The organism is Streptomyces sp. NPDC024632 (assembly GCF_055559175.1).
Genome location: NZ_JBVHLD010000006.1, coordinates 67109 through 84288, shown reverse-complemented (window position 1 = coordinate 84288; position 17180 = coordinate 67109). Strand labels below are relative to the sequence as shown.

Here is a 17180-nt window from a genome sequence, read left to right as displayed (position 1 = left end):
CGCTGTCACCGGCGTCACACCCGCATCGGCTGCGGCGACTCCCGGCGCGACTCGTCGGGGCCCGGGTACTCCCGGATGATCTCGTAGCGGGTGTTCCGCTCGACCGGCCGGAAACCCGCGTCGCGGATGAGGTCCAGGATGTCGTCCCGCGTGAGCTTGTTGGGCGTGCCGTAGTCGTCGGCGTCGTGCGTGATCTTGTACTCGACGACCGAGCCGTCCATGTCGTCCGCGCCGTGGTTGAGGGCGAGCTGCGCGGTGGACAGGCCGTGCATGACCCAGAAGACCTTGACGTGCGGCACGTTGTCGAAGAGCAGCCGGGAGACCGCGAAGGTCTTGAGCGCTTCCGCGCCGGAGGCCATCGTCGTACGGGCCTGGAGGGTGTTGCGGACCTTGCCGTCCTTCATGTCCACGAAGTCGTGCTGGTAGCGCAGCGGGATGAAGACCTGGAAGCCACCGGTCTCGTCCTGGAGTTCACGCAGCCGCAGGACGTGGTCGACGCGGTGCTTCGGCTCCTCGATGTGGCCGTAGAGCATCGTCGAGGGGGTCTTGAGGCCCTTGGAGTGCGCCAGGCGGTGGATCCGGGACCAGTCCTCCCAGTGGGTGCGGTGGTCCACGATGTGCTGCCTGATCTCCCAGTCGAAGATCTCGGCGCCGCCGCCGGTCAGCGACTCCAGGCCCGCCTCGATGAGCTCGTCCAGGATGTCGGAGGCCGACATGCCGGAGATCGTCTCGAAGTGGTGGATCTCCGTGGCGGTGAACGCCTTGAGCGACACCTGCGGCAGGGCTTCCTTGAGCGCCTTCAGCGAGCGCGGGTAGTAGCGCCACGGCAGCGACGGGTGCAGGCCGTTGACGATGTGCAGCTCGGTGAGGTTGTCGCCCTCCATCGCCTTGGCGAGCTTGACCGCCTCCTCGATCCGCATCGTGTACGCGTCCTTCTCCCCCGGCTTGCGCTGGAAGGAGCAGTACGCGCACGACGCGGTGCACACGTTCGTCATGTTGAGGTGCCGGTTGACGTTGAAGTGGACGACGTCACCGTTCTTCCGCGTGCGCACGTGGTGGGCGAGGCCGCCCAGCCACGCGAGGTCGTCGGACGCGTAGAGCGCGATGCCGTCCTCGCGGGTCAGCCGCTCACCGGCGTAGACCTTCTCCTCCAGCTCGCGCTTGAGCCCAGCGTCCATCTGCTCCTCCTACCAAGTCGACCTCACCGAGGCTACTCCCCCGGCCATCGGCCGGGAGGCACCCCCGTTCACGCCTCTTCGGGAAGCGCCCCGACGCGGTTCTCCCACTTGGTGGACAGCACGATCGTGGTACGCGTCCTGGCCACGCCCTTGGTGCCGGACAGCCGCCGGATGGTGCGCTCCAGGCCGTCGACGTCGCCGACCCTGACCTTGAGCATGTACGAGTCGTCGCCCGCGATGAACCAGCAGTCCTCGATCTCGTCCAGGTCGCGCAGCCGGGTGGCGACCTCTTCGTGGTCGGCGGCGTCACTCAACTGGAGGCCGACGAGCGCGGTCACGCCGAGGCCGAGCGCGGTGGGCGCGACGGTGGCGCGGTAGCCGGTGATCACCCCGGCCTGTTCGAGGCGGTTGATGCGGTCGGTGACGCTCGGACCGGAGAGACCCACGAGTCGGCCCAGCTCCGCGTACGACGCCCGGCCGTTCTCGCGCAACGCCTGAATGAGCTGCCTGTCCACCGCGTCCATCAGAATGGACCCTCCCGTTCGTGCCGCGACTGCGCTGTCCGGACAAGAATCTAAGGCATCAACGGGTGTGCGCCCTGCGCATCTGCTCTTCCGATGCCCGAATCACCCAGGTCCGGACCATCCGGCCCGCAGGAATCGCGCGCCGCGCGGCTCAGCCGCCCGATCCCTCGTTCAGGCCCCCGCCCAGCTCGCCGCGCCAGCGGCGGTACAGCTTGTGCGGCACCCCCGCCGCGTCCAGCGCCCGCCCCGCCACGAAGTCCACCAGGTCCTGGATGTGCGTGGCGCCCGCGTAGAAGGCGGGCGAGGCCGGGAGCACCACGGCGCCCGCGTCGTCCAGCGCCACCAGGTGACGGAGCGTCTGGCCGCCGAGCGGCGTCTCGCGGACGGCGACCACCAGCGGGCGGCGCTCCTTGAGCGTGACGCTCGCCGCGCGCTGGAGCAGGTCCTTGGACAGGCCGAGCGCCACCCCGGCCACGCACGCGGTGCTCGCGGGCACGATCAGCATCCCCTTGGCCGGGTACGAGCCGGAGGAGGGACCGGCCGCCAGGTCGCCCGCGGGCCAGTACCGTACGGCCGACAGGTCCGCGAGGCCGGTGTCGCGGGTGATGTCGGTGGTGCCGTCGGCGCCGCGGGCCAGCCAGCGGGCCAGGTCCTCGCGCCAGTGCGCGTCCCTGAACGGCTCGCCGGTCTCGTCCAGCAGCGTCAGCCGGGCGGCCCGGCTGACCACCAGGTCCACCGCCTCGCCCGCCGACAGCAGCGCGCGCAGCACGGCCGCGGCGTACGGCGTCCCGGAGGCCCCGGACACGCCCACCACCCACGGCCTGCGCTCGGTGTCGTCCATACGGTCGACCCTAACGACCCCGCGATCGACCCGCGCGAGCGGGAACCCGGGAGGCGTGCGCGGACGTTGTGCACACGGGAGAGCACTGGACCTGAGGGGGGCTTCGGTGACGTACGGACAGACCGCGGGACGATCAGCCGGTACGGGAGGGCGCGCCGACTCGCTGCTCGCACCGCTGCGCGCGGGCGGCCGGGTGACGGCCGCCGGCGTCCTCATGCTGGGCTGGGTCGGGCTGCTGTGGGTGATCGAGGCGGTCGACGTGATCGCCGGGCACCGTCTCGACTCGCTCGGCATCGTGCCCCGCAAGCCGGCCGAGCTGATCGACGTCGTCCCGTCCGCCTTCATCCACTTCGGCTTCGGGCACGTGGCCTCCAACAGCCTGCCGCTGCTCGTCCTGGGCTTCATCGCCGCGCTGCGCGGCATCGGCCGCTATCTGGCCGTCGCCTTCACCGTCATCGTGATCGGCGGTCTCGGCGTGTGGCTGATAGCCCCGGCCCACACCAACACCGCGGGCGCCTCCGGGCTGGTCTTCGGGCTGTTCAGCTATCTGCTGGTGCGCGGCTTCGTGGACCGCAGGGCGCTGGACATCGTGGTCGGCGTCGTCGTCGGCGCGGTCTACGGCTCGATCCTGTGGGGGGTGCTGCCGACCGCGAGCGGAGTCTCCTGGCAGGGGCACCTGTTCGGGCTGATCGGCGGCGTGGTGGCCGCGTTCCTGTTCCGCGAACGGACGGTGGCCGTCACGGCGTGACGGCCGCGGCACGACGGCCGCGTCGGGACGGGACGGTGTCACGCCGTCAGTCCGCGTCACCGGGTCACCGCTACACCGGGTCACCGCGACACCCGCGACCCCGTGACCGTGATCACGCGCTGAAGTGCGCCGATCCCCCGCCAACAGCCCTGTGCCGGGCGGAAACTCCCGCGAGTCACAGCCTCCGCACAGTTATCCTTCTAGTCATACTTTCTTCCGTCACGTCCAAGGAGTCCGTCATCATCACCATGCGCAAGGGCCTTGCCGCCGCCGGAGTCGTGGCCATGATCGCCGCCGGTTCCGCAGCCTGCGGGACGGCCGCGGCCTCCAGCCCGGACACGAAGGTCAAGAACGCTTTCGAGAAGCTCAACGGCGAGAAGTCGCTGACCCTCGGGGTGCGCTTCGACGCCTCGGCGGACCAGATCTACACCGCGCTCCAGGGTGAGGAGGACTTCACCAAGGAGACGGCCAAGACGCTGGCCGACCTGCGGGTGGCGGTCGCCCTCAGCGCCGACAAGGCGTTCAAGGACCTCAAGGACGGCGACAAGAGTTCCTTCGCCTTCCAGCTCGGCGCCGACGGCTCCGGCAAGAAGAGCCTGGTCGACGTCCGGGCCGTGAACGACAAGGTGTACCTGCGCCTGGACCTCAAGGGCTTCGAGACGCTGATCGGCTCCTCCAGCAAGGACGCGGCGCAGCTCAACGAATTCCTCGGCATGGCCGACGAACTGCCCGCCTCGCTCGCCTCGGTGAAGTCCGCCCTCAAGGGCGACTGGATCAGCCTGGACCTGAAGTCCTTCGAGTCCTTCGCCAAGTCCATGTCCAAGGACGGCGACTCGCCGCTCGGCGCGCTCCCCGACACCAGCAAGGGCCTGGACGCCAAGACGCAGCAGCAGGTCGTGGACGCGCTGCGCAAGGCGCTGGTGAACAACGCCAAGTTCAAGGAGCTGGGCAACCACGACGGCGCCGACCACGTCGAGGTCACCGTGCCCGCGCGGCAGGTCGCCAAGGAGCTGGAAGGCAGCCTCGGTTCGCTGACCAAGCAGATCCCCGACTTCAAGCCGTCGGACCTGGAGAAGGTGCCGAACAAGACGGTGGCCGTGGACGTCGCCGTCAAGGGCGGCAAGCTCGCCGGGATCAGCCTGGACGTCGCCCAGTTCGACACCAAGGCCAAGGGCAAGCTGCCCCTGGTGGTCGACGTCAACAGCGGCGCCGACCCGGTCGGCGCCCCCTCCGGCGCCAAGGTCCTCAACCCGCAGGACCTGATGGGCCTGTTCATGTTCGCCTTCGGCCACGACGACGACAGCTCGGCGGACGACTCCGGCCTGGAGTCGTAGGCACCCGCGCGGGGCCGTAGGCACGGGCCCCGAGCCGTGAGCACCGGCGCGGGGCCGTACGACCTACGGCCCCGCGCATCGCCTCGCGTGCGCGGCCCGGTCACCAGGACGGCGGTTCTACAGACCGAGGCCGCGCACGCTCAGGTCGAGCAGCGCGCACACGAAGAGCGCGATTCCGATGAAACCGTTCACCTGGAAGAACGCCCGGTTGAGGCGGCTCAGGTCGTGCGGCCGGACGATCGCGTGCTCGTAGAGGAACGCCGCGCCGACGACCGCCAGGCCGATCCACCAGAAGACGCCCGCGTGGGTGGCGAGTCCGTACCAGACCAGCAGGCCCGTGGTCACGGCGTGGCAGACGCGCGCGCCGTACAGCGCGGCCGGGATGCCGAAGCGGGCGGGGACGGACTTCACGCCCTCGGCGCGGTCGGCCGCCACGTCCTGGCAGCCGAAGATCAGGTCGAAGCCGCCGATCCAGACACCCACCGCGAGCCCCAGGATCACCGCGTCCCACGACCAGGCGCCGGTCACCGCGAGCCAGGCGCCGATCGGGCCCATCGCCTGCGCGACGCCCAGGATGGCGTGCGGGAAGTTGGTGAACCGTTTCCCGTACGGGTAGACCACCATCGGCACCACCGCGATCGGCGCGAGCGCCAGGCACAGCGGGTTGAGCAGCGCGGCGGCGCCGAGGAAGACCGCGACGGCGATCAGCGCGCCGGTCCACGCGGACCGTACGGAGACCGCGCCGGTGACCAGTTCGCGCCCGGCGGTCCGCGGATTGCGCGCGTCGATCTCGCGGTCGATGATCCGGTTGCACGCCATGGCGAAGGTCCGCAGGCCCACCATCGCGACGGTGACCAGCAGCAGCTCCAGCCAGTGCACCGAGCCGTCGTCGAGGAACATCGCGGTCAGCGCCGCGGTGTAGGCGAAGGGCAGCGCGAAGACCGAGTGCTCGATCATCACCAGCCGCAGGAACGCCCGCACCGGTTCGCCGCCGCTCGCGCGGGGAGGCCCGGCCTTCGCGCTGCCTCCGTCCAGGATCGCCTCGCCGCTCACAGCCCGTACTCCTTCCAACGCTTGGTCACCCGTTCCGCGGTCTCCGGGTCGGAGAGCACCATTTCCGGCCAGCCGCCGTCGCGGGTGTAGCCCTCCTCCGGCAGCTTACGGGTCGCGTCGATGCCCGCCTTGCCGCCCCAGAACTGCTGGTACGAGGAGTGGTCGAGGTGGTCGACCGGGCCCTCGACGACGGTGAGGTCACGGGCGTAGTCGGTGTTGCCGAGCGCCCGCCAGGCGACTTCGTGCAGGTCGTGGACGTCACAGTCGGCGTCCACGACGATCACGAGCTTGGTGAGGGACATCATGTGCGCGCCCCACACGGCGTGCATCGTCTTCTGCGCGTGCTTCGGGTACTTCTTGTCGATCGAGACGATCGCGCAGTTGTGGAAGCCGCCCGCCTCCGGCAGGTGGTAGTCCACGATGTCCGGAATGATGACCTTCAGCAGCGGCAGGAAGAACCGCTCGGTGGCGCGGCCCAGCGGTCCGTCCTCGGTCGGCGGGCGGCCGACGACGATGGACTGGAACAGCGGGCGCTTGCGCATCGTGACGCAGTCGACGGTCAGCGCGGGGAACGGTTCCTGCGGGGTGTAGAAGCCGGTGTGGTCGCCGAACGGCCCCTCCGGCAGCGTCTTCCCCGGCTCCAGCCAGCCCTCCAGCACGACCTCGGCGTGCGCGGGCACCTGGAGCGGCACCGTCTTGCAGTCGACCATCTCCACCCGCTTGTTCTGCACGAAGCCCGCGAACAGGTACTCGTCGATGTCGCCGGGGAGCGGCGCGGTGGAGGCGTACGTGACGGCGGGCGGGCAGCCGAAGGCGATGGCGACCGGGAGGCGTTCGCCGCGGCGCTGGGCGACCTGGTAGTGGTTGCGGCTGTCCTTGTGGATCTGCCAGTGCATGCCGATGGTGCGCCGGTCGTGCCGCTGGAGCCGGTAGAGGCCGAGGTTGCGGACGCCGGACTCGGGGTCCTTGGTGTGCGTCAGGCCGAGGTTGAAGAAGGAGCCGCCGTCCTGCGGCCAGGTGAACAGGGCGGGCAGCGCGTCGAGGTCGACGTCGTCGCCGGTGAGGACGACTTCCTGTACGGGCCCGTCCTTGATCTTCTTCGGCGGCACGTGCGTCATCCCGGCGAGCTTGCCGAACGCCTCCCGCATCCCGACGAAGCCCTGCGGCAGTTCCGGCTTGAGCAGCCCGGCGATCTTGTCGCTAATGTCGGAGTACGCGCTCAGGCCGAGCGCCTTGAGCAGCCGCCGGTCGGTGCCGTACACGTTCATCGCCAGCGGGGCGACCGAGCCGCGGACGTTCTCGAAGAGCAGCGCGGGGCCGCCCGCCTTGTTGACCCGGTCGGTGATCTCGCCGACCTCCAGATACGGGTCGACCTCGGCCTTGATCCGCCGGAGGTCGCCGTCCTTCTCCAGGGCCCGCAGGAACGAGCGGAGATCGTCGTAAGCCATGGGCCCCAGTCTTCCATCCCGCTCCGGCGTCGGACGCGCCGCCTCGTTAGGCTGGGCGTCCTGAGCAATGTTCCGTGGGGGGCCTCTGTGCTGAAGTACCTGCCGTACCTGATGGTGATCGCGCTGTGGATCTACGCCTTCGTGGACTGCCTCGGCACTCCCGAGCGGGAGGTGCGCGGGCTGCCGAAGCTGGTGTGGGTGCTGATCATCCTGTTCTTCGGCGAGGTGCTGATCGGACCGGTGGCCTGGCTGCTGATCGGCCGGCGGCGCGGCCCGGTCCGGGTGCGCACCTCCGAGGGCGCCACGCCCTCGGAGTGGCACCGGGACCACGAAGGGACCCGCGGGCGGCACGAGGACCCGCGCGAGGTCGACGAGCCGCGGCCGCGTACCCGCCAGGTGTGGGTCGCCCCGGACGACAATCCGGAGTTCCTGCGCTCGCTCAGCGAACTGAACAAGCAGAACAGGGAAGGCAAGGACGGCGGCGCGGCCCCGTCCGAGGGCGACCAGGAGGACCCCGCGGGCGACCGGTGAGGAATCCGGCCCCGGGGGATCAGACCCCGGCGTACGAGTGCTTGCCGGTGACGAAGATGTTCACGCCGTAGTAGTTGAACAGGAAGCACGCGAAGGCGATCAGCGCCAGATACGCGGCCTTGCGGCCCTTCCACCCGGCGGTGGCGCGGGCGTGCAGGTAGCAGGCGTACGCGACCCAGGTGATGAACGCCCAGGTCTCCTTCGGGTCCCAGCCCCAGTAGCGGCCCCAGGCGGCCTGCGCCCAGATCGCGCCCGCGATGATGGTGAACGTCCACAGCGGGAAGACCAGCGCGTTCATGCGGTACGCGAACTTGTCGAGGCTCGCCGCCGCGGGCAGCCGGGACATGACGTCGGCCCACCGGCTGTTCTGCGTGCGGTTGGCGGCCAGCGCCGTCTCGTAGCGGTCGCGGAACAGGTAGAGCAGCGTGCCGACCGCGGCGAGGTAGAAGATCGCGCCGGAGATGATCGCGCACGACACGTGGATCCACAGCCAGTACGAGTGCAGCGCGGGCACGAGCTGGTCGCTGGAGGTGTAGAGCACCGACAGGGCCAGGCCCAGGTCGAGCAGGACCGTCGTGGTGAGGAACAGACCGATCCAGCGGACGTTCTTCTTCAGCACGAGCAGCAGCAGGTACGCGCCGACGGCGACCATGCCGAAGGTGGTGGAGAACTCGTACATGTTGCCCCACGGGGGGCGCTGTACGGAGATGGCGCGGAAGAGGACGCCGCCGAAGTGCAGCAGCCAGGCGAGGGCGGTGAAGGCCACCGCGATCCGCCCGTAGAGGTCGCCCTTCTCGTCCTCGCCCGCGGCGCCGGGGCCGTCGGCGATGCCGCGGTCGCTGGCGGAGGCGCGGGTGATGACCTTGGGGACGATGTTCGGGCGCGGGCGCTCCAGGGTGGTGGTGGCGCCGCCGCGCTGGGCGACCTTGACGGTGACCGCGGGGGCCGCCGCCTTGGCCGCCTCGGCCTCGCGCGTCTCCGCGGCGAGGGCCGCGGACTGCACGGCGACCTTGCTGCGGCTGCCGAAGACCCACTCCGCGAGGTGCGCGAGGAAGGCCAGCGCGTACACGAACATCGCCGAGCGGATCAGGTAGTTGCTGTAGTTCGCGAAGTTCTCGTTGACCGCGGACGCGATATTCACGCGCGGGCTCCTTCGTCGTCTGTCCGGGGGGTTGACTCTACGGGGACCGGATTGTCCGGTTGGCCGGTGCCCTCGCCGGGGCTCTCGACCGTGTTCTCAGCGTTCGCTGCGTTGTCGGCGTTCTCGGCCTTCCCGGCCGTCTCGGCGTTCCCGGCCGTCTCGGCGTTCCCGGCGGAATTCCCGACCGGGTCCTCGTCCTCGTCCTCGTCCGGGAGGGCCGGGGCCTCCGGCTGGAGCTGGAGCGCGATGTCGCCGATCTCCTCGGCGATCCGCACCGACTCGCTGCGGCCGAGGCCGCCCATCTCGACCACGGTGGTGCCGTCGGGGCCGGGCACGGCGCGCACCCAGATCCTGCGGCGCTGGATGAAGAGCGAGCCCATCAGGCCGAGGATCGCGGCGACACCGCTGATCAGCGCGGTCTCGTTGCCCGACTGGTGGGAGACCTGGAAACTGGCCCAGGTCTTGACCCCGGTGAAGGTGAGGCTGCCCGCGCCGTCCGGCAGGGTGATGGCCTCGCCGGGCTTGAGCGCGACGGCGTTGATGCCGGGAGTCGAGGTCTCCAGCTTGAACTGCTTCATCTTCGTCGTGTCGAGCTGGTAGACGTTCTTGGAGACGCCCCCGTCGATGCCGAGGTCGCCGTGGTAGGCGTTGAGGAACAGCAGCGGGCTCTCCAGGCCGGGGAAGAACGAGCGCGGGCCCTGGCCCGCGTCACCGGTCGGCGTGAAGTAGCCGGTGAAGGCGAGCTGCTGCGGCTTGCCGTCCTTGCCGACCGCGTCGGGCACCTTGATCGTGCCGGTGGACGTGATGTTGCTGTCCTGCGGCAGGAACGGCACCGGGCCCCGGAAGGCCACATTGCCCTTGGCGTCCTTGACGGTGACGATCGGCGCGTAGCCGTGGCCGATCAGATAGACCTTCTCGCCGCCGATGCTCAGCGGGTGGTTGGTGTCGATCGTGCCCTTGACGGGCTTGCCGTCGGCGCCGTCCCAGTAGTGGATGTTGGCCTTGAACACCCGCGGGCTGCCGATGTCGGGGCCGCTGGTCTCGTACGCGGAGTCGAAGCTGTCGAGCTTGAAGCCGAACGGCTTGAGGTCGTCCGCGGTGTAGAGGGTGGACGGCGAGAAGTCGTCGTACTGCGTGAGGTTGTTGGTGAAGCCGTCGCCCTCGACGATCAGCTTGCCGCCCTCGGCCTTGTTCAGCGAGGTGACGGCGAAGGAGATCAGCAGGCCGAAGAGCGCGATGTGGAAGAGCAGATTGCCGGTCTCGCGCAGGTAGCCCTTCTCCGCGGCGACCGAACCGCCGCCGCCCTTGGCGTCCTTGCCGGTGCCGTCGCTCAGCGCGGTACGGAACCGGCGTCCGCGCAGCGCCTGGTGCGCGGCGTGCAGCACCTGCTCGGGCCCGGCGTCGGTGCGCCAGGTCGAGTACGCGGGCAGCCGCGTGAGGTGGCGCGGCGCGGCCGGCGGCCTGGCCCGGAGCTGGCCGACGAACTGCCAGGTGCGCGGGACGATGCAGCCCGCGAGGGAGACGAACAGCAGGATGTAGATCGCCGCGAACCACGGCGAGCTGTAGACGTGGAACATCCCGAGCCGGTCGTACAGCGGGCTGATGCCGGGGTGGGTCTTCTTGAACGCCTCGACCTTGAGCGCGTCGGAGTGCTGCGGGATCAGCGAGCCGGGGATGGCGGCCAGCGACAGCAGGAAGAGCAGGACCAGGGCGATCCGCATCGAGGTGAGCTGCCGCCACATCCAGCGCAGCAGGGCGAGGGTGCCGATCGCGGGCGCGCTGCGCAGGGTGTCGACGGGCTGGGTGCTGAGCTGCGCGCCCGCGGCGCCCAGCCCGTCGCGCTCCTGGGGCGCTTCGCCGCCCGTGCCCTTGTCGTTGCCCTCGCGCGGCTCGCGCTCGGTTTTCTCCGTGACGCTCATGGGTCAGACCCCTGGGGTGAAGCTGCTCGACCAGATCTGCATCTGGTAGGTGATGTGGTCCCAGACGCCGGTGACGAGGAGGACGCCGACCGCGACGAGCATCGCGCCGCCGGCGCGCATCACCCACACGTAGTGGCGTTTGACCCACGCGAACGCGCCGAGCGTACGACGGAAAGCTATGGCGGCCACGATGAACGGCACACCGAGGCCCGCGCAGTAGAACGCCATCAGCAGCGCCCCGCGGCCCGCGCTGGCGTCGTTGAAGGCCAGCGCGTTGACGGCGCCGAGGGTGGGGCCGACGCAGGGCGCCCAGCCGAGGCCGAAGAGCAGACCGAGCACCGGCGCCCCGGCCAGGCCCAGCGCGGGCCGGTAGTGGAAGCGGAATTCGCGCTGGGTCAGGCCGCCGACGATGCCCATGAAGGCCAGGCCGAGGACGATGGTGAGGCCGCCGAAGATCTTGGAGAGGATCTGCCGGTGCACGAGCAGTTGCGCGCCGAAGTTGCCGAACAGGGCGCCGCCGGAGACGAACAGGGCGCTGAAGCCGAGCACGAACAGCGACGAGCCCAGCAGCATCCGGCCCCGCTTGGCCTCGGCGAGGTCGGTGCCGGTGACGCCGGTCACGTACGACAGATAGCCGGGGACCAGCGGCAGGACGCAGGGCGAGAAGAAGGAGATCAGCCCGGCGAACATGGCGATCGGGATGGCGGCCAGCAGCGCCCCGGTGAGCACCGTCTGGTTGGGGTCGGTCGCGGCGCTCAGGGTGACGACCGCGGCGGCGCTTGCCTGCACGTCACTTCTCCGCGATGAGCGGGTCGATGATCCGGTGCAGGTCCTCGACGCTGAGCGGCTTCAGCGCGCGGACGGCGAGCTTGCCCTGCCGGTCGATGACGAGGGTGGCGGGCAGGCTCTGCGGGTTGAGGCTGCCCTTGGGGAAGCGCAGGATCAGCGAGCCGTAGGGGTCGTAGAGGCTGGGGTACGGGATCTCGAAGCGCTTGTCGAAGCGTTCGGCGTTGGAGACGTCCAGGTCCCGGGTGTTGATGCCGAGGAACTGCACGCCCTTGTCCTTGTCGGCGTTGGCGACCTCGGCGAGGTTCGGCGCCTCCGCGCGGCAGGGCGCGCACCACGAGCCCCAGATGTTGACGACGACGACCTTGCCCTTGTACGCGGCCAGGCTGTCCGTGCCGCCGGTGACCGTCTTGCCCGAGATGTCGGGGGCGGGTTTGCGGTCGGCGGCCTTGAGGACATTGATCTCGCCGGTGCCGCCCATGAAGTTGGTGTTGTCGGTCCCCGAGGTCGAGGTCGACGAGCAGGCGGCCGTCGTCATCGCGAGCGCGGCGGCCCCGACGAGTGCCGCGGCACTGCGGGGAAAGCGGCGTCGGAGGGCGCGCGTAGGACTCATGTGAAAAGTTTCGCATGGGCCTTCGCGCGATCTTCCACGCCCCCGACGCCAACCCCAAAAACGGCAATTGCCCCAAGTAAGGATCAGGTAGTCGCGGTTCCGGCGCCGACCGGCGCCTTGCCCGAGCTGCTGGTCCCGCCGCTGCTCACGGCGGGGGCGGCGAGGAATTCCCGCCAGCCGCCGGCGGGCGACTGCCCGACCTCCAGCGTCCTGAGTTTGTCCAGGACGGCCGGGTCCTGCGCGTCCAGCCAGTCCACGTACTGCCGGAAGGACACCATGCGGATGTCGCCGTTGTTCGCCTTGTCGCGGGCCGCGGCGACGTGCTTGAACGCTTCTTCAACGGCGTCCATGTAGATCCCGCCGTTCCACTGCTCGAAGTGGTTGCCGATGTAGAACGGCGCGCGGTTGGTCGAGTACGCCCGCTCGAAGCCCGCGATGTACGAGGCGGTGGCCTGCCGGCGCCAGCCCGGGTAGTTGGCCGGGTCGGACTTGGTGGCCGCGTGCGACTGGTTGGCGAGCATGTTGTAGTCCATGGACAGCACCTCGAAGGAGTGTCCGGGGAACGGGATGAGCTGGAGCGGCAGGTCCCACAGGCCGCCGCGCTTGGAGGGCCACACCTGGTTGCCGCCCGGCGAGCTGGCGTCGTACCGCCAGCCGAGCGCCTTCGCGGTCGGCAGCAGATTGTCCTGGCCGAGCAGGCACGGGGTCCGGCCGCCGACCAGCTCCTTCTCGTAGTCGAAGGGCAGCGGGTCCTGGTCGTGCCAGCCCGTGCTGGTCTTCCAGCTCTTCACGAACGACTTGGCCTGGTCGATCTCGCTCTTCCAGTCGGTCGACGTCCAGCGGCCGACGGTGCCGCTGCCGCCGCAGAAGTGACCGTTGAAGTGCGTGCCGATCTCGTGGCCGTCCAGCCACGCCTGCCGGATGTTGTCCAGCGTCATCCGGACGTGCTGGTCGGTGAGGTAGCCGATGTCCGAGGCGCCCTGCCGGTTGTTCGGCGGCGCGTACTGGAGCTTCTTGCCCTCCGGCAGCAGGTAGAGCCCGGACAGGAAGAAGGTCATGGACGCGCCGTGGTTCTCGGCGAGCTTGCGGAAACGGGGGAAGAGGCCGTTGCCGACCTCGCCCGCGCCGTCCCAGGAGAAGATCACGAACTGCGGCGGCGCCTGGCCGGGCTCCAGCCGCTCGGGCCTGGGCTGGTTGGGCTGCGTCCCGGTGTACGCCGTCGATCCGTCGCCGATGAGGGTCACGGTCTTCTTCGGGGCCTGGCGGCCGCTCGCCCCCGACTTCTCGCCGGTCTTGCTCGCCACCGGCGTCGCTCCGCCGCCGCTCACCCCCTTCCCCGTGCCGCAGCCGGCGACGCCGAGCCCGGCCGCCGCCGCCCCAGCGCTAGTGGTCAACAGGGTCCTGCGGCTCATGGCGCACATCGTGGAACGGTCCCGTCTCTCGGCTTCTCCGGCCTGACGGCCGAGTGGGCAGAAAAGTGGTCACCCACCATGACGTTCACAAGTTCCTCGCGGTTACGCGGCATGCGGCAAAACTTGCCGAGGTTCCCTCGGGTGGCTCCGGTTCTTCACTCGCCCAGTGGACGGGTGCGCCCCGGCCGGGGCGCGGGGCGGCGAGTCCTAGAGAAGCCGGGCGGGGACCAGGTCCCGCGCGGGCTCGCTGTAGCCGACGGAGACGATGCGGTCGCCGTCGTAGGTGAAGGAGGTCAGGGACGCCAGCGTGCACTGACGGCGGCGCGGGTCGTGCCACAGGCGGCGCCGCTCGGCGTAGCTGCGGGCGATCCAGATGGGGAGCTGGTGGGAGACGCAGACGGCCTCGTGCCCACGGGCGGCGTCGCGGGCGGCGGCCAGCGCGGCCGTCATCCGGACGACCTGGTCGACGTACGGCTCGCCCCAGCTCGGCCGGAAGGGATTGGTGAGGTACTTCCAGTTCGCGGGCTTGCGCAGCGCCCCGTCGCCGACGCCGAAGGTCTTCCCCGCGAAGACGTTCGCCGCCTCGATCAGCCGCTCGTCGGTGCCGACCTCCAGCTCGTGGGCGGCGGCGATGGGCGCGGCGGTCTCCTGGGCGCGCTCCAGCGGGGAGGCCACGACGTAGGTGATGTCGCGCGAGGCCAGGTGCTCGGCGACCCGGTCGGCCATCTTGCGGCCCAGCTCGGACAGGTGGAAGCCGGGGGCGCGCCCGTACAGGATGCCGTCGGGGTTGTGCACCTCGCCGTGCCGCATCACGTGGACAACGGTCATCTCGCTCATGCGTGGGCCTCCGCGGCGGCGCGTGCGGCGGCGGGCAGCGCGGCGGCGATCCGCTCCACGGCCCGCTCGTCGTGGGTGGTCGACACGAACCAGGACTCGAAGGCGGAGGGCGGCAGATAGACGCCCTGCGCCAGCATCGAGTGGAAGAAGCCGGTGAAGCGGAATGCCTCCTGCTTCTTCGCGTCCTCGAAGTCACGGACCTCGTCGTCCGTGAAGAAGACGGAGAACATGCTGCCCGCGGTCTGCACGCGGTGCGCGACCCCCTCCTTGCTCAGCGCGGCACTGACCAGCTCCCGGATCTCCACCGACACCGCGTCGACGCGCGCGTACGCGGCCTCGTCGAGCAGCCTGAGCTGCGCGAGGCCCGCGGCGGTCGCGACCGGGTTCCCGGAGAGCGTGCCCGCCTGGTAGACGGGGCCCGCGGGCGCGAGGCGGCTCATCACGTCGGCCCGGCCGCCGAAGGCCGCGGCGGGGAAACCGCCGCCCATGACCTTGCCGAAGGTCATCAGGTCGGGGCGCACCCCGTCGAGCCCGTACCAGCCGGAGCGGCTGACGCGGAAGCCGGTCATCACCTCGTCGGAGATGTAGAGCGCGCCGTCGTCGGCGCAGAGCTGCTTGAGTCCGGCGTTGAAGCCGGGCAGCGGCGGGACGACGCCCATGTTGCCGGGCGACGCCTCGGTGATCACGCAGGCGATCTCGCCGGGGTGCGCGGCGAAGGCGGCGCGTACGGCGTCCAGGTCGTTGTACGGCAGCACGATGGTGTCCCCGGCCTGCGCGCCGGTCACGCCGGGGGTGTCGGGCAGGCCGAAGGTGGCCACGCCCGATCCCGCGGCGGCCAGCAGCGCGTCCACATGGCCGTGGTAGCAGCCCGCGAATTTGACGATCTTCGCCCGGCCGGTGAAGCCGCGCGCGAGCCGGATCGCCGACATCGTGGCCTCGGTGCCGGACGACACCAGCCGTACCTGCTCCAGCGGTTCGACCCGCGCGACCATCTCCTCGCCGAGCGCGACCTCACCCTCACCGGGTGTGCCGAAGGACGTACCGCGCGTGACCGCGGCCTGGACGGCGGCGATCACCTCGGGGTGCGCGTGGCCGAGAATCATCGGTCCCCACGAGCAGACGAGGTCGACGTACTCGCGGCCGTCGGCGTCGGTGAGATAGGGGCCCGTGCCGGACACCATGAACCGGGGCGTGCCGCCCACGGCGCGGAACGCCCGCACCGGGGAGTTCACACCGCCTGGTGTCACGGCCGCCGCGCGGTCGAAGAGTTCCTGGGACACTGGTGCTTCGTACGGATAGCTCACACGCACATGCTCTCAAATGCCTGGCGTTGCGCGGCAACGTCTCAACCCTGCATCTGAGACGATGATCGGGTTGCGTGGTTGGGTCTGCGGATGGTCGGGTAGTGGAATGCAGCAGCGCGGTGGCGGACCGGGTGAAGGACCGGGCGAGCACGAGCCCGAACGCGCCCGTCCCACCGGCAGGCGACGCCGTCCCGCGAACCCCGCCGACCGTGTACCGGAAAACCGTTCAACCGCGAGCGAGGGCAGGAGCAGGGGTGGCCGAGTGGGGGTGACCTACAAGTATTTCGGTGCGCCCGACGGCGCCACCGCCGCACGCGTCCCGATCTCCATGCGCCCCGAGGAACTCGGCGGCGACGAACTCGGCCACGGCATGTACACCAAGGTCAAGCCGGAGACGATGGCCGCGATGGTCCTCACCGGCATCGAGGGCATACCCCCCGCCAAGGTCCCGCCGCTCGAACTGGTGGTGCTGCACCCGGACTACGCGGTGGTACGGCTGCCGCACTCGGTCGTCGAGCCGCTGCGCACCGCCAACGAGGAATCGCTGGGCGCCGCCGCCTTCATATGGTCCACCGTGCCGGACCGACGCGGTCCGAGAGACGCGTTCGTGATCTACCAGATGCTCCATGAATGGCAGGATTTCGCCCGCCGCTGCGAGGAGTCCGGTCACCAGCTCTACTGTCTCGTCTGGCCCTGACCGGCCGCCCCTTCCTCTCGCGTCTTCCTCGTTCTTCCCCGCCTTCGCGGACCTACGCCGCACACTCGCGCCCGACTCCGCGCCACCGCGCGCCTTCTCCGGGCCGCCCGGATTGCGCGTTTCCGGCCAACTGGTCACTGGCGGATCACCGCAACGGCTTGCATGCGCCAAATACCCCCCGCAATACGGGATATCGCACCCTCAAGCGCTCAATTTCCCGCGCGCGCCGCCGACTCCTCGTACAGCTCGATGTCGGCCAGGCCCGAGCCGGGCGTCACCAGACAGCTCACGAGAACCTCGTGCTTCTGCGCGGGCTCGGCGCACTGCCAGGTGCCCGCGGGGACGAGCATCTGGAGATGGGTGACGGGATAGTCATGTCCCGGTCCCAGCAAGGTCGTTGAAGCCTCCGCCGAGCCGTTCTCCACCGGGGCCCCGCCGGTGCCGCCCTGGCGCAGCCGGAGCTGGCCGCCGCGCCGCCACAGCCACAGCTCGTCGGAGCTCACCCGGTGCCAGGACGACCGCTCCCCCGGGCTGAGCAGGTAGTGGATCAGTACGGCGGTCGGCCGGACACCGTCGAGACCCGGCACGGGCACCTCGACCGGTGAGGTGTAGACCCGGCCGTACCAGCCGCCTCCGGGATGGGGCTCAAGGCTCAGTTCATGCGCGGTACGCGGACGTAGACCCATATGACACCTCCTGCGCCACTACGGCTGCGCCCGCGGAGGCGGACGCCGTACCGTCGCGGCGACCGTACCCCGCGGGGGCGGCGGCACCGTAATCAGGCCGTCTTCAGCGTCTTGATCACGCCGTGTTC

General features: G+C 70.2%; 17 protein-coding genes. 4 read left to right on the top strand and 13 right to left on the bottom strand.

Going from position 1 to position 17180, the window contains the following annotated elements; genetic code table 11:
• Positions 1-14 precede the first annotated feature (14 nt).
• The 3 genes from mqnE to ACZ37P_RS14170 all read right to left on the bottom strand — a co-directional run bounded on the left by mqnE (position 15) and on the right by ACZ37P_RS14170 (position 2543).
• Positions 15-1178: an aminofutalosine synthase MqnE gene (mqnE, locus tag ACZ37P_RS14180; protein WP_355340515.1), complete on the bottom strand. Its 1164-nt coding sequence runs from the start codon at positions 1176-1178 to the stop codon at positions 15-17.
• Positions 1179-1246: 68 nt separating this feature from the next.
• Positions 1247-1702 carry an Lrp/AsnC family transcriptional regulator gene (locus tag ACZ37P_RS14175; protein WP_188281655.1) on the bottom strand — a complete coding sequence of 152 codons (456 nt, stop codon included), beginning with the start codon at positions 1700-1702 and terminating at the stop codon, positions 1247-1249.
• Positions 1703-1853: 151 nt separating this feature from the next.
• On the bottom strand, positions 1854-2543 hold the full coding sequence (locus ACZ37P_RS14170; RefSeq protein ID WP_467346622.1) for a UbiX family flavin prenyltransferase: 690 nt from the start codon (positions 2541-2543) through the stop codon (positions 1854-1856).
• Between the two features lie 214 nt (positions 2544-2757).
• On the opposite strand from ACZ37P_RS14170, the gene ACZ37P_RS14165 reads away from it, so the two are divergent.
• Together ACZ37P_RS14165 and ACZ37P_RS14160 are read left to right on the top strand one after the other, a co-directional pair.
• Complete coding sequence (locus tag ACZ37P_RS14165) at positions 2758-3291, top strand: rhomboid family intramembrane serine protease (protein ID WP_355340731.1); 534 nt, start codon at positions 2758-2760, stop codon at positions 3289-3291.
• Positions 3292-3539: 248 nt separating this feature from the next.
• Positions 3540-4625, top strand: coding sequence for a hypothetical protein (locus ACZ37P_RS14160; protein ID WP_401723237.1), 1086 nt, complete (start codon positions 3540-3542; stop codon positions 4623-4625).
• Positions 4626-4742: 117 nt separating this feature from the next.
• On the opposite strand, the gene mqnP is transcribed toward ACZ37P_RS14160, so the two are convergent.
• Positions 4743-5660, bottom strand: a complete 918-nt coding sequence (mqnP, locus tag ACZ37P_RS14155) for a menaquinone biosynthesis prenyltransferase MqnP (RefSeq protein WP_391163555.1) — start codon at positions 5658-5660, stop codon at positions 4743-4745.
• 14 nt (positions 5661-5674) lie between these two features.
• Entirely contained in the window at positions 5675-7126 is a 1452-nt protein-coding gene (locus ACZ37P_RS14150) for a menaquinone biosynthesis decarboxylase (protein ID WP_355340524.1), read from the bottom strand.
• An 87-nt stretch (positions 7127-7213) separates the two neighbouring features.
• On the opposite strand from ACZ37P_RS14150, the gene ACZ37P_RS14145 reads away from it, so the two are divergent.
• Positions 7214-7657, top strand: coding sequence for a PLD nuclease N-terminal domain-containing protein (locus tag ACZ37P_RS14145; RefSeq protein ID WP_355340526.1), 444 nt, complete (start codon positions 7214-7216; stop codon positions 7655-7657).
• A gap of 19 nt (positions 7658-7676) precedes the next feature.
• Here ACZ37P_RS14145 and ccsB read toward each other — a convergent pair whose 3' ends face one another.
• The 7 genes from ccsB to hemL form a co-directional block, all read right to left on the bottom strand.
• Positions 7677-8798, bottom strand: a complete 1122-nt coding sequence (ccsB, locus tag ACZ37P_RS14140) for a c-type cytochrome biogenesis protein CcsB (RefSeq protein WP_391163514.1) — start codon at positions 8796-8798, stop codon at positions 7677-7679.
• Entirely contained in the window at positions 8795-10717 is a 1923-nt protein-coding gene (resB, locus tag ACZ37P_RS14135) for a cytochrome c biogenesis protein ResB (RefSeq protein ID WP_467346619.1), read from the bottom strand. The genes ccsB and resB overlap by 4 nt, the downstream gene beginning before the upstream one ends.
• A 3-nt stretch (positions 10718-10720) precedes the next feature.
• Positions 10721-11506, bottom strand: coding sequence for a cytochrome c biogenesis CcdA family protein (locus tag ACZ37P_RS14130; RefSeq protein ID WP_467346617.1), 786 nt, complete (start codon positions 11504-11506; stop codon positions 10721-10723).
• A 1-nt stretch (position 11507) separates the two neighbouring features.
• The gene (locus ACZ37P_RS14125) at positions 11508-12116 is read right to left on the bottom strand and encodes a TlpA family protein disulfide reductase (protein ID WP_391051954.1); all 609 of its coding nucleotides are present in this window, start codon (positions 12114-12116) and stop codon (positions 11508-11510) included.
• A gap of 83 nt (positions 12117-12199) precedes the next feature.
• Complete coding sequence (locus ACZ37P_RS14120; protein ID WP_355340540.1) at positions 12200-13537, bottom strand: polysaccharide deacetylase family protein; 1338 nt, start codon at positions 13535-13537, stop codon at positions 12200-12202.
• 198 nt (positions 13538-13735) lie between these two features.
• Complete coding sequence (locus ACZ37P_RS14115; RefSeq protein WP_355340543.1) at positions 13736-14365, bottom strand: histidine phosphatase family protein; 630 nt, start codon at positions 14363-14365, stop codon at positions 13736-13738.
• Positions 14362-15669 carry a glutamate-1-semialdehyde 2,1-aminomutase gene (hemL, locus tag ACZ37P_RS14110; RefSeq protein ID WP_355340546.1) on the bottom strand — a complete coding sequence of 436 codons (1308 nt, stop codon included), beginning with the start codon at positions 15667-15669 and terminating at the stop codon, positions 14362-14364. Before hemL ends, ACZ37P_RS14115 begins: the two co-directional genes overlap by 4 nt.
• Positions 15670-15775: 106 nt before the next feature.
• On the opposite strand from hemL, the gene ACZ37P_RS14105 reads away from it, so the two are divergent.
• On the top strand, positions 15776-16366 hold the full coding sequence (locus tag ACZ37P_RS14105; protein WP_223186742.1) for a hypothetical protein: 591 nt from the start codon (positions 15776-15778) through the stop codon (positions 16364-16366).
• A gap of 209 nt (positions 16367-16575) precedes the next feature.
• On the opposite strand, the gene ACZ37P_RS14100 is transcribed toward ACZ37P_RS14105, so the two are convergent.
• Complete coding sequence (locus tag ACZ37P_RS14100) at positions 16576-17052, bottom strand: cupin domain-containing protein (RefSeq protein ID WP_355340549.1); 477 nt, start codon at positions 17050-17052, stop codon at positions 16576-16578.
• Positions 17053-17180 lie beyond the last annotated feature (128 nt).